This window comes from uncultured Nostoc sp., from assembly GCF_964245445.1.
In the GTDB taxonomy this organism is placed as follows: Bacteria; Cyanobacteriota; Cyanobacteriia; order Cyanobacteriales; family Nostocaceae; genus Nostoc.
This window is the reverse complement of sequence record NZ_CAXTNE010000053.1, coordinates 4,721-17,073: the sequence shown is the minus strand read 5'-3', so window position 1 is coordinate 17,073 and position 12,353 is coordinate 4,721. Positions and strand designations below refer to the sequence as shown.

Below are 12,353 nucleotides of genomic sequence, written 5' to 3'. Positions count from 1 at the left end.
GCTGAGTCAGAAATCCAATGACTAATGACTAATGACCAATGACAAATGACTAATTATCGAGATTTTAAATCAGCGATCGCACCTTTAGTCATGGCAGCAATAGCTTGATCTGTCGCTTTTGGCAAATGATAATATTTACCGCCTGCTGTTTGCGATAATTCTTTAGCAAAGCCAGTAGACACAAATTTACTTTCCGTATCAATTACTAATAGTTGCATCCCCAAAGCCCGGATTCTGGCAGCAATTTCTAATAATTCTCCTTTAATATCTGGCTTTTCTCCTGGTTCTAGCTGCTCACCCAAAGAACGCGCTAAGGGAATATTACCCCGCCCATCGGTGATTGCTACAAGGACAACTTGCCCAATATCTCCACTCATCTGAGCATTTAAGCCGACGCGTACAGCTTGGGTTAAACCATGCGCTAAGGGCGAACCCCCACCACAGGGCAACCTTTCCAAACGATTACGCGCTAAGGCAATAGAACGTGTTGGAGGCAATAATACCTCTGCCTGTTCTCCCCGGAAGGGAATTAATGCTATCTGGTCGCGGTTTTGATAAGCTTCTGTCAAGAGTTGCATCACCGCACCTTTAGCCGATTGCATTCGATTCAGGGCCATTGAGCCAGAAGCATCTACCACAAACACTACCAACGCCCCGGCTTTGCGTACCAGGCGTTTCGAGCGAATATCAGCCTGTTCGACAATAACTTTTCTATCTGGTTGTCTTTCTCTTCGTGCTTTTTGATAAGGAGCCGCAGCTCTCAGCGTGGCATCTACTGCAATGCGTCGCGCTTTCCCCTTGGGCAACATTGGCTTAATGTAGCGTCCCCTGTCATCGGAAAAGATGACACTGCGACTACCAGATTTACCTTGCCGCTTCGCCATTTGAGTAAAATACAGCACGTTGTCATCAAGGATTACCCCTTCTGGATCAAATATAAATTCTTCCGGGATGCTAGGGGGTTCTTGCTCTTGATTCTCTTCCTGTTCTTCTTGTTCTTCTTCTGATTCGTCCTGGGGTTCCTCTTGATTCTGTTGCGGTGGGGGTGGCGGAGGTGGTGGTGATTGTTCGGGTGGCGGTGTCTGCACAACTGTGGCGCGTGGTACAATCACCAATTCCACAGCACGGCGCAAATCTTCGGCATTAACTGTTGTCCGTCCCTCTAAAGCCGCCGCAGCTTTGGCAACCCGCGTGGCGAATAACTCGGCGCGATGTCCCTGAACTCCTCCGCGAATAGCCTCATCCACTAAGTAGGCAATTTGTTCATGGGTGATGATGACTTCTTTCAACCATTCCCGTGCCAAGATGATTTGGGTTTTGAGGGAGTCGAAGTCTTCGTTGTACTGCTGAAGAAAGTCTTGGGGAGATTTAGAATAGGCGATCGCAACTTCAACTGCTTCTACTCTTTGATCTAAGCCGAGTACACCGTCAGCAGAGAGTGCGATCGCAATTCTATCTAGCAAATGTTCCCGTAATCCGCCTTCTTCGGGATTATAGGTAGCAATAAACAGAGATTTACACGGATGCTGAAAACTAATCCCTTCCCGTTCAATCTGGTTGCGTCCCTCAGATAATACTGTTAGAAGCTGATTTGATATTTGGTCATCTAATAAATTAATTTCATCTACGTACAGTACACCACGGTTAGCTGTAGCGAGTAACCCAGGCTGAAAAATAGTATCACCTTGTTTTACCGACTTTTCAACATCCACTGAACCTAATAGTCGGTCTTCTGTAATACCTAAAGGAATTTGCAAAAAAGGCGCGGGAATAATTTCGACGGGCACATCTTGAATGTCTTTGTCTGCGTACTCCGCCAACAGTTGATCATCCCATTCTTCTGGGTGGTTGGGGTCACAATTACTGATTGAACCTTTTACAACTTCAATGGGTGGTAGTAGAGCATGGATAGCACGAGCCATCACAGATTTTGCCGTACCGCGACGACCTGCGATCGCTACTCCCCCCAAACCAGGATCAACTGCGGCTAACAGCAAGGCTAATTTAATTGCTTCTTGACCGACTACAGCTGTCAAGGGAAAGGCAGCGATCGTGGGGTTGATAGTAGGCGCAGGCATTGTTTGCTTTCATAGCGAGTCTCGGCCTTTAGCATACCAATTTCTGACGCATTTAGAATAAGTATTATGTATCGCAAAGAGAGAAAGGTAAGGTTATGAGTATTGCTCAGGCTAAACGCTTCACACTGGATGAATACCACAGGCTTGGAGAATTGGGCTTTTTCCATGAAGATGACCACATTGAATCAATCAACGGGGAAATTATTGAAATGGCATCCAAAGGTACAGCCCATGAAACTTGTCTAAGGAATTTATGGAAACAACTCCCAAAGATTGTAGGAGATAGGGCAACTCTACAATCTCAAGCCCCAATTACTTTACCACCTAACAGTGAACCTGAACCAGATTTTGCGATTGTTCAAAACCGAGATGATAATTATCTGTCGTCTCACCCTAAATTGACTGATGTGTTATTGGTGATGGAGGTTGCAGATTCTTCTTTAGCTTATGACCAAGATGTTAAAATACCTCTCTATCCTAAAGGAGGTATTACTGATTATTGGATATTCAATTTATTCGATAATTATTCGGAAGCTTCCAGTGAACCATATCAGGATAATCAAGGCAGATATGGTTATTCAAATAAGCGAATTTTCTTGTCAAATGAGATAATAACTTTTTCCTGCTTCTCTGATTTCTCTCTTGATTTAGCTAAGGTGTTTCCGCCAAAGCGGAATTTTTAAATTTTGTTATAGGATTCAGTCATAAGACAAAGGAGTAAGTTTTATGGCTTATAGTGATTTTAAACTTATTGAAGTTATTGATTCTTTTGGGTTAGTTCTCCACGAATCATCTGGACTATTCGCAAATGTGCAGGAGCAAGAATGTAGTGATTTATTATCTACTATTCTTAGGGAAAATGTTGATTTAGCTGTAGCGATAAGTTCGGAAAAAGCTCGAAGTGAAATGATAATAAGTCCGATTTTATTAGAAGTTAGACGAAAATTTAATTATGAAATAAGCTTTTTTTCGGGAGTTGATTTTACTGTTGATAGCCAACGAGGATTAAACGGCTTTTGTGATTTTATTTTGAGTCTTTCTTCGGAGCAGTTGCTTGTGCGTAGTCCGGTGATTGTCCTAGTAGAAAGTAAAAATGAGAATTTGAGGTCTGGTTTAGCCGAATGTATTGCCGAAATGGTAGCTGCTCAGTTATTTAACGAGAGAGGTGGAAATCAAATCAAAGCTATATATGGTGCTGTTACTATCGGTACTATCTGGCAATTCCTCAAACTTGAAGGTAATGTAGTTTCGATTGATTTGAGTGAATATTATATTAAAGATATTAAGAAGATTTTAGGTATTTTGTATGGTGCGATCACCCAAAGTAAATCATAACTCATTTATTAAATAAAATATAATTTAAAGATGAATGATGTTATAGTCAGTCATATTAGGATATTCAATGCAAATATAGGTGTTAAAATAAGAATTGTTTAAGCAAATCAGGTGATATGCTTATCTTGTTTTTCTGGTTTGTCTTTGGACTGAGATCGGCGTTTCTGCTAAAGGGGTAAGCGTTGTCAAGGTGGTAAGTAAAAAAATTACCCCGCATCTCTTGACATTACATAAATTTCTGGTTTATATTCGCTATCAAAGCAAATAAAAACTAAGCTAACAGATAAAGTTAGTGGCCGCGTCTATAAAAGTCATCAACCGTTTAATGAGCGTATATATTCATTATTATTTACGCTGATTTTACGGCTAAGGATTTTTGTGCTGTACGCGCCCTTTAACTTCCAATCGGTGAAACTCATAAAGTTTTCACCTATTGTAAGCATAAGTGTTGTTGGGGGGTTGTTAGGGGAATTACTACCTAAAAATTCCTATCTAAAACTCTATATTTATGCTGGATAGCTGATGTTCCATTGCTTTTGCAAACAAAAAGCAAAAGGAAGCTAAAGCAAATGAATTCTAGGCAGAAGTACAACAAGAAGCAACAACTTATTAATTTGTATGGCCCTAACTGTTGGTGGTGTGGTCATTGTATAACAACAGGTAAACTGACCATTGAACATCTTTTTCCTAAAAGTCGTGGCGGTTCCAATTCTTTAGAAAACCTAAGACTCGCTTGTTTAACTTGCAACCGTTCTCGTGGAAATAGTTTGTTTCCACCTGGCTGGAACAAAGGTAATTGTGTCTAAATAATACCTGAATTTTCTTGGTTATTATCTTGTGGGATGGGCATCCTGCTTGCCCTTCCATTAAATTTGCAAATAAAAGAAGCATAAAATGCACAAACTTTTGATTTTCAAAAATGAAAAAATATTGCGACAAGCACTTACCCACCGTTCTTATGTTCATGAAAATCCAGGAGAAGGCGAACATAATGAACGCCTAGAATTCCTCGGTGATGCTTTGCTGAATTTCTTAAGTGGCGAATATCTATATAAGTGTCACCCAGAAATGGGAGAAGATGAATTAACCCGGCGGCGTTCGGCGCTAGTAGATGAGAAGCAATTGGCAAAGTTTGCCGAAGAGGTAGGTTTAGACTTTAGAATGCGGTTAGGAAAAGGCGCAATTCGAGACGGAGGCTACCAAAATCCTAATTTGCTTAGTAGCACCTTTGAAGCCGTACTTGGTGCTTACTATTTGGATAATGATTCCAATATTGAAGCAGTTCGTGCAATTATAGAACCGTTATTTGATTCTGTAGATCCAAAACATATAGTTGTGTCTCGTTCTAATGTAGATTCAAAAAATCGCTTTCAAGAATGGGTGCAACGCAACGTTACTCCAAATCCCCCCAAATACTTTACAGAACAAATAGGAGGCCCTTCTCACGCGCCAGAATTCATAGCAAAAGTATTGGTAGATGAAAAATTTTACGGTGAAGGTAAGGGACGGAATAAGAAAGACGCAGAAAAAGCTGCTGCTGAGGATGCGCTAGATAAGTTGAAAAAACAAGGATTGTTGTAATAATGTTTTTTGATTTCACGCAAAGGCGCAAAGAATAATTTTACGTCTTGGCGTGAAATCAACTTTCTATTTGTAAGGGCAAAATTACGGTGAAGGTAGAACCAACGCCTACCTCAGAGACTAGCTTAATCTCACCTTCGAGTAGTTTTACTAAGCGAGAGACGATCGCTAATCCCAATCCTGTACTATCAGGGAGATAGGGACGATCGCTAAAACTGACGCGAAAGTAGGGTTCAAATATCTGAGCTTGGTTTTCTGGTGCAATGCCAATTCCAGTGTCAGAAACCGCGATCGCCCATTTTTGATTCTCCAACACCTGACACATTATAATAATAGTCCCTGACTCTGTATAGCGAATCGCATTACTAATAAGATTTGTAACAATTTGTTGGCATTGAAAAGAATCTGTGATTAATTCTTTGGGAGCGCGATCGCAATCGACTACGACTTTTAAATTTTTCCCAGCAGCTAAAGGTTCCAACATTTCACAGACATTATTGATTAATTCACGCACATCGGTGGGTGCTAGGTGGAGTTTTATCTGCCCTGCCTCATACCGGGAAAGTTCTAATACATCGTTGATGAGGTGGAGTAATTGTCTGCCATTGCGTAGTACCCGCTCAATATGTTCGAGATTAGCAGAGGTGTCTTTTATGTCAGTCTTTCGTCGTTGTTGGCGTAAAAACAGATCCGAGTAACCGATAATGGAAGTTAGAGGATGTTTCAATTCGTGGGCTAGCTGCGAAAGATACTCTTGATTGGCGCTAATCAAACGCGTGAGTTCATCATTATGAAGTGTTAGTGATGACTGCAACTGCTGTAATTCTCGGAACCGTTCCTCAACATAACTCTTGAAACAGCGAGCGATCGCTTCGTCTATGATAGCGTCAATCAAACGCATGGAACGAATAATCTCTACAGGTGTTCCCTCCAATAAATCTGGTTGTAGAGCATCAAATATTACTGTTCGCAGCAGATGATATTCTCTGGCAATTTCTGCTGGATCAAAGCCTTGTTCCGCTCGAATCGCTCCATGCTGAAAACTGGCGGTAACTATTGACTGAATATCATTATCTTGATGCTTTGAAAGCACTGTCACCATCGCTTTCAAAACATCAGGGATGTGATCCTTTACTGCTGTGTAAGATAGGTCATCAGCACTTTCAATCCGTCTATCCTTGCGAACTGTTGTAACCCATTTATCGATGATGGTGTCCGTTTTTTCAGCCAGTACTTGACTAAAATCCATTATGTTAAATATCAGCTAGGAGATAGATGAGTAAACTTCCATATCCAATTAGTTTAGCGAGTGCAGTGGGTTTTTACCAGTTTTACCAATTTTCTTCACCTATCAAAAGGAATAGATTATATATGCTCTTTTGTTTGCTGATTAACTAACCGTATATAAAATTTTCTCAGCATGTTATATTTTTTATTAAAAAATATTAATCAAACACGTAAGATTCTTGACGCTTGGCTCGATTATATTGTTTAGTTGGCTGTGCAAGGAGTTGACTCACAATACAAATAAAACTATAAGTTTTATTTACTACAAATAAATGTGATAAAATACTTAGTTTCAGTATTAAAATAAACAATATTTATTATGAGATAGATGGCTTTTACTGAGCATCAATGTTATATTGTGCATAATTTAGTATCCATTAGAGTAAGTCAGCCTAATTCAGCGTGTCACAGTGCATAACGCTGGAGCGGAGGAACCAAATTGTGGGGCGTATCTTATAGAAAGTGAGGAGTTGAGAGTGAGGAGTTAGAAGTTGGTTTACTAAATACTCAACTTATAACTCATAATTCATAACTCTTAACTTATAACTTTCTTGTGAAGGGCATCTCTCAGCCCTAGCCCGTCAGCTAACTTCGTAGGCATTGAGAGGAGACTGAAGAGACGGCATTTTTATAGTGTTCCGATCTCATCGGTGTCCAAGGCTGGTACTGCTCGGATTCTTTGTACCTGCACTTAAATCTGTTGAGGTCGTAAATGATATTTCAATTAAATTTAGCAGCGATCGCAGCGATCGCTGGACAAGCTGCTTGGAAAAAGGCAAAACCTGTCGTCGTTAGAGATGTCTTCTTTCTACCTGTGTTGGGGTTTTTAGGAATAATTGTGTTGTGGTGGATTATTGCACTTGCCAACCATGAATTGATGCCCACCCCACCAGAAGCGTTAATTGCTAATCTAGACTACATCTTAAATCCCTTCTACCAGCGAGGCCCCGGCAACTTAGGAATTGGTTGGCTGTTGATCGCAAGTCTGCGCCGGGTATTAATAGGCTTTTTGTTAGGTGCGGTAGTAGCGATTCCTCTGGGGTTTCTAATTGGCATGTCCAAATCGGCAATGCTAGCGCTCAATCCGATCATTCAAATTTTTAAACCTGTATCGCCCTTAGCTTGGCTGCCCATCGCCTTAGCAATTTTCAATTTGGCAGATCCTTCAGCCATTTTTGTAATCTTTATTACTTCTTTATGGCCGACAATTATTAATACCGCTTTAGGAGTTTCTAGCGTTCCCAAAGATTATTTAGATGTGGCACGAGTCCTAGAAATGCCCCGTTGGCGGCGGATTACAAAAATCATTTGGCCTGCAAGTTTACCGTATATTTTTACAGGTTTACGAATTAGTTTAGGGATAGCTTGGCTGGTAATTGTCGCTGTGGAAATGTTGACAGGCGGTGTTGGTATCGGCTTTTTTGTCTGGGATGAATGGAGTCGCTTAAACCTGAGTTCAGTCTTTTTAGCTGTGTTGATAATTGGCTTAACTGGGTTAATCCTAGATTACGCCGTGGGCAAAATCCAAGAATTAGTAACTCGCCGCCCTACAGCCGCTAACTAAGAAAATTCGGCTGCTATCAAAACAGCAAGATGTAACGAGACTCTACGCCTGAAGCGTGAGCAATTCATCACCAATGGAGCTACAAGAATGGGTGATATGAACTGGACTCGACGAGATATTATCAAGGGAATAGGAGCAACAACGACGGGAATAGCACTGTCTTCCTGTGGCATTTCAGGAGATAGATCAGCCAAAGGATTGACCCCAGAAGCTTTAGCTGTGCAACCAGTAGTTAGATCCCAAGACCTAGAAAAAGCCGATCTTACAGTTGGTTACGTTCCTGTTAATGATTGTGCGCCATTTGCGATCGCCTGGAAAAAAGGTTTCTTCCGCAAGTATGGTTTGAACGTTACACTCAACCGCGAAGCCAGTTGGGCCACCTCCCGCGACGGTTTAATTTTTGGTCGCCTGGATGCTTCACCCGTAGTATCTGGTGCCGTCACCAACGCCAGAATTGGTGCTGAAGGCGCACGCCACGCCCCCTTGTGTGCAGCCATGACCATTCACCGCCACGGTAACGCCATGACAATGAACAAAGCCATGTGGGATTTTGGGCTGCGTCCGTGGTACGAGTATCAAGAAAAATATGGCGATGGTGCTTTAGAAGCCTTTGGGCGCGATTTCCGAGGCTACTTTGACAAGCAACCGCCAGAAAACAGAGTTTGGGCAGTAGTATTAAGTTCCGCCATTTACGAATACTTTGTCCGCTACATATCTGCCGCCGCAGGCGTTGATCCGCTTAAAGAGTTTCGCGTCATCATCGTTCCGCCACCCCAAATGGTAACAAACGTGCGGATTGGTGCAATGCAAGCTTACATGGTTGCAGAACCGTGGAATACAAGGGCAATAACAGGTAATGAAAACATCGGCTTTACCTTCGCACAAGGTAAAGAAGTCTGGTTGGGACACCCAGACCGGCTTTTGGGGGTGATGCAATCTTTCATTGACCAATATCCCAAAACCTATCGTTCTTTAGTTAAGGCGATGATTGAAGCCTGTCAGTATTGCAGCAAAGTAGAAAACCGCCAAGAAGTAGCTGAACTGATAACAGACCGTTCCTTTACAGGTGCTAGACCTAAAAAGAAAAATGCCCCAATTGCGAAGTTTACAAGTCCGGGAATTCTCGGCAATTACAACTATGGCGGCTTTGACGGCAAAGACCGCACCATCAAAGCCGCTGACACCACGATTTTCTTCGATATTCCTGACAACCTTCCCAAACAGCCAGGAGAACATTCCACATTCTTATGGAGATCGAGAAGTATGTGGTTGATGACACAAGCCGCACGGTGGGGACAAATTAAGGAATTCCCTAAAAATGCCGAGAAACTAGCCCAACTTGGCTGGAGAACAGATTTATATCGGGAGATAGCATCTGAAATAGGCATTCAGTGCCCCAAGGATGATTACAAGGTCGAGCCACCAGAAGTATTTATAGATAAGAAAGGCTTCGACCCCAGCGATCCGGTGGGTTATCTGAATAGTTTTGCCATCAGGGCTAACGCTCCCACTAACTTTTTCATGTCTTAAATCCCTGTCAATTTGGGATTTTAGATTTTAGATTTTGGTTCCTTGGTTTATGCTCTGTCGCTTTTGGGTGGAATAAACATAAAATCCGACGCTCCTACGTCGCTCTAAGCGAAGCCATGCCGAAGGCGTTGCCTCTCGAAGAGAAGGCTTTACACTGCGCTATCAGCAACCGAGCATCCTTTTAATCGGGAACATCTAAAATTGCAAATCTAAAATCCAAAATTGTTTGATGACTAAATTATTCCCGGAGCATTTGATGATGGAATATACCTCATTACCTATTAATACCCAGACTGAAGTTCTTGCCCGCCCTGGATTTTTAGAAATTGAAAATTTAGTCAAGTCTTATCCGACACCTGATAAAGATAACTTTGTTGTTTTAGATGGGGTTAATCTGACGATTGGTGAAGATGAATATATTTCTGTTATTGGTCACTCAGGTTGTGGTAAATCAACTCTAGTAAAGATAGTAGCTGGTTTAGAAAAAGCCACTTCCGGCTCAGTACGGCTAGATGGAAAAGAAATTCGTCAGCCAGGAGCCGAACGGATGATGGTATTTCAGAACTATTCACTGTTACCTTGGTTAACAGTGAGAGAAAATGTACGTTTAGCTGTGGATGAAGTGCTAAAAAATGCTAATCGGGCTGAGAAAATTAGCATTGTAAATCAACACTTGGCAATGGTAAACTTGACGGCGGCGGCTGACAAATATCCTGATGAAATCTCTGGAGGTATGAAACAACGAGTAGGTATTGCCAGAGCTTTAGCAATTCGTCCTAAAATGTTGCTGATGGATGAACCTTTTGGGGCGCTAGATGCACTAACTCGTGGCAAATTGCAGCGCCAGGTATTGGATATTTGGGAAAATAATCGTCAGGCAGTGATGATGATTACCCACGATGTAGATGAAGCAATTTATATGTCTGATCGCATCGTCTTGATGACCAATGGCCCAGCTGCTAGTATAGGAGAGATATTAAAAGTTCCTTTTGAACATCCACGCGATCGCGCCGCCATGCGAAACTCAAAAGAATATTTTGAACTCCGCAACCATGCCCTGAATTTCCTTGATCGATATTTTGCCCAAGACGAGTAAATTAGATTATCATTTTTTTTAGTGGGTAGCCTAATTCAAATTCATGAAAGCTGAATTTGGAACGGAGGAACCATATTGTGGGGCTAATCTTGCAGAGAGCGGCATTTCAGAGTAAAAAGTTAAGAATAATTAATTTTTAACTAAGCACTCACAACTCACCACTCAGCACTTCTAAGAGAGAGACACCTTCCAGTCTTAGCCCGTCAGCTAACTCCGTAGGCAATGGAAGGAACCCCCAAAACTTTGGCTGTCATACAGTTATTATTGGGGTTTCCTTGACTGATTTCAGATTTAAGATTTTGGTTATCGTTACTCAATCCAAAATCCAAAATCCAAAATTTGTCTCCCTGCTTCTCATTGCTAATTCATTTCATTAGGAGAAGTAAAGCTGTGCAAATAAAGCCAATGTTAGCACGTCTGCAAAGTGCCACAGGTCGAGATGACTTAATTGAACAAATGGTACTGTTGCCAGAACCAAAAAAACCTTTTTCTAAAAAACCTCAACAAGTAAAAGCAGTTAATTTAATTGTTGCTTATGACGCATCTCCTAACAGTCATACGGCACTAGATATTGCCTTTTGGATTGCCCATCAAACGCGTTTAGCCACCAATGCAGAAGTTACAGTTCAAGCCGTTTATGTGCTAGAAGACAATTCCAAAAGCCAGTATCCAAATGTCTTGAGCTTACCAATACAACAGCCTCCATTTGAGTGTCAAATCAGTGAAATATCAAAGTCTGCCACACAGGTATTAACTCAACCCCAATTGCAGACAGTGGTAACTCCCCTGCAACAAGCAGATATAATTCTCTGGCAAGCCCGAAGTCTGGCTGAAGAATGGCAGGGTTCCTTCAAATCTCATTTACGGTTTGGCTGCATTTCTACAGAACTTAACAAAGTTGTTGAATCAGAAGCTGCCGATATCCTATTCCTCGGGTGCAACTCTGTCAATCATCCGATGATTGAGGCACTAGGTTCTAATTTTCCCTGCGCTGTTCTAGGTATTCCCAGTTGTATTGATGAATAATCACTGTTAAGACTTTCAATAATTTTTATCTAATTGTAATCATAGATAAGTCACCTATAACTAGGTGGCTTTTTTGGCTAATATACAACCAATTAAACCATGTCCGCTTGATTGCTTATTAAACCCGAAGAACCCCTTTTATCTCGCAAAATTTGGAATACACAGTTAGATAATCTTGAAGAACTGCCACGCACACAAATCAATCATCTACGAGCTTTAAGCGTCGGTGCAGTTATTGTATCTAAGCAGCATGGACGCCACATTTGGTTTAAAATTTTTCTCCACTAAGGTATTCCAGTAATGGCATTACAGCTAGTGGCTTCGGCTTTGTACGTGTTAGTTCACTTTTTGCTTTAAATAAATTAAATATAAATAAAATGCTCAGGAGATAAGTCCCCGACTTTTGGTGAGAAGCCGGGTTTCTGAGTAGTGTCGTTATTTATACTCAAATACTTATTAATCCTGAGCTATTCCTAATATCCGATTAGGTGTAGAACATCGCGTAAGACGCTATAGCCAGCTAAATCCCAAAGTAAATATGCTAGGAAACCAATTGCTGCCAAGCGACCATTCCAAATTTCGGCTTGAGGTGTCCAGCCAAACAGAAATTTATTGCGATCTATGCCGTTGTATTCTGTTGCAACAGGTGGTAAATCTGTAGAAGGACGAGTTCCTTGAGTTGCCATTTTTTTTCTCCAATATCTAGTAATGTTTCAAGTGTTTAAGTTCTAGTAGCCAACTATGCGTAAAACGTCACGAACAACGCTATAGCCTGCTAAATCCCAAAGTAAATAGGCTAGAAAACCAATTGCTGCCAAGCGACCATTCCAAATTTCGGCTTGAGGTGTCCAGCCAA

General features: G+C 41.4%; 11 protein-coding genes, 1 pseudogene and 2 riboswitches. Of the genes and pseudogenes, 8 read left to right on the top strand and 4 right to left on the bottom strand.

Translation table 11 applies throughout. The features are described 5' to 3' along the window. Positions 1 to 53 precede the first annotated feature (53 nt). Entirely contained in the window at positions 54 to 2,078 is a 2,025-nt protein-coding gene (bchD, locus tag ACFE90_RS12020) for a magnesium chelatase ATPase subunit D (RefSeq protein WP_375500728.1), read from the bottom strand. Positions 2,079 to 2,173: 95 nt separating this feature from the next. On the opposite strand from bchD, the gene ACFE90_RS12015 reads away from it, so the two are divergent. The 4 genes from ACFE90_RS12015 (at position 2,174) to rnc (ending at position 4,994) form a co-directional block, all read left to right on the top strand. Beyond that, positions 2,174 to 2,761, top strand: coding sequence for a Uma2 family endonuclease (locus tag ACFE90_RS12015; protein ID WP_375500726.1), 588 nt, complete (start codon positions 2,174 to 2,176; stop codon positions 2,759 to 2,761). A gap of 43 nt (positions 2,762 to 2,804) precedes the next feature. Beyond that, positions 2,805 to 3,413: a hypothetical protein gene (locus ACFE90_RS12010; RefSeq protein ID WP_375500724.1), complete on the top strand. Its 609-nt coding sequence runs from the start codon at positions 2,805 to 2,807 to the stop codon at positions 3,411 to 3,413. A 569-nt stretch (positions 3,414 to 3,982) separates the two neighbouring features. Continuing rightward, complete coding sequence (locus ACFE90_RS12005) at positions 3,983 to 4,219, top strand: HNH endonuclease (RefSeq protein WP_375500722.1); 237 nt, start codon at positions 3,983 to 3,985, stop codon at positions 4,217 to 4,219. A gap of 88 nt (positions 4,220 to 4,307) precedes the next feature. Next, the gene (rnc, locus tag ACFE90_RS12000) at positions 4,308 to 4,994 is read left to right on the top strand and encodes a ribonuclease III (RefSeq protein ID WP_375500720.1); all 687 of its coding nucleotides are present in this window, start codon (positions 4,308 to 4,310) and stop codon (positions 4,992 to 4,994) included. A 58-nt stretch (positions 4,995 to 5,052) separates the two neighbouring features. Here rnc and ACFE90_RS11995 read toward each other — a convergent pair whose 3' ends face one another. Continuing rightward, a complete protein-coding gene (locus ACFE90_RS11995; RefSeq protein WP_375500718.1) occupies positions 5,053 to 6,243 on the bottom strand; it encodes a sensor histidine kinase in 1,191 nt (396 codons plus the stop codon). 417 nt (positions 6,244 to 6,660) lie between these two features. Beyond that, positions 6,661 to 6,896, top strand: a riboswitch (cyclic di-AMP (ydaO/yuaA leader). 97 nt (positions 6,897 to 6,993) lie between these two features. Here ACFE90_RS11995 and ntrB point away from each other — a divergent pair. From ntrB to ACFE90_RS11975, 4 genes are all read left to right on the top strand, one after another. After that, on the top strand, positions 6,994 to 7,845 hold the full coding sequence (gene ntrB / locus ACFE90_RS11990; RefSeq protein WP_375500716.1) for a nitrate ABC transporter permease: 852 nt from the start codon (positions 6,994 to 6,996) through the stop codon (positions 7,843 to 7,845). Between the two features lie 87 nt (positions 7,846 to 7,932). Next, complete coding sequence (locus ACFE90_RS11985) at positions 7,933 to 9,375, top strand: ABC transporter substrate-binding protein (protein ID WP_375500714.1); 1,443 nt, start codon at positions 7,933 to 7,935, stop codon at positions 9,373 to 9,375. Positions 9,376 to 9,634: 259 nt separating this feature from the next. Then, positions 9,635 to 10,471, top strand: a complete 837-nt coding sequence (locus ACFE90_RS11980) for an ABC transporter ATP-binding protein (protein WP_375500748.1) — start codon at positions 9,635 to 9,637, stop codon at positions 10,469 to 10,471. Positions 10,472 to 10,509: 38 nt separating this feature from the next. Beyond that, positions 10,510 to 10,705, top strand: a riboswitch (cyclic di-AMP (ydaO/yuaA leader). A 171-nt stretch (positions 10,706 to 10,876) separates the two neighbouring features. Further along, positions 10,877 to 11,497 (top strand): universal stress protein, encoded by a 621-nt coding sequence (locus ACFE90_RS11975; protein ID WP_375500746.1) that lies wholly within the window; start codon positions 10,877 to 10,879, stop codon positions 11,495 to 11,497. A 473-nt stretch (positions 11,498 to 11,970) separates the two neighbouring features. On the opposite strand, the gene ACFE90_RS11970 is transcribed toward ACFE90_RS11975, so the two are convergent. Together ACFE90_RS11970 and ACFE90_RS11965 are read right to left on the bottom strand one after the other, a co-directional pair. Continuing rightward, positions 11,971 to 12,183, bottom strand: a complete 213-nt coding sequence (locus ACFE90_RS11970) for a high light inducible protein (RefSeq protein ID WP_375500712.1) — start codon at positions 12,181 to 12,183, stop codon at positions 11,971 to 11,973. Positions 12,184 to 12,225: 42 nt separating this feature from the next. Next, positions 12,226 to 12,353, bottom strand: a pseudogene (locus ACFE90_RS11965) (high light inducible protein); the annotation flags it as partial.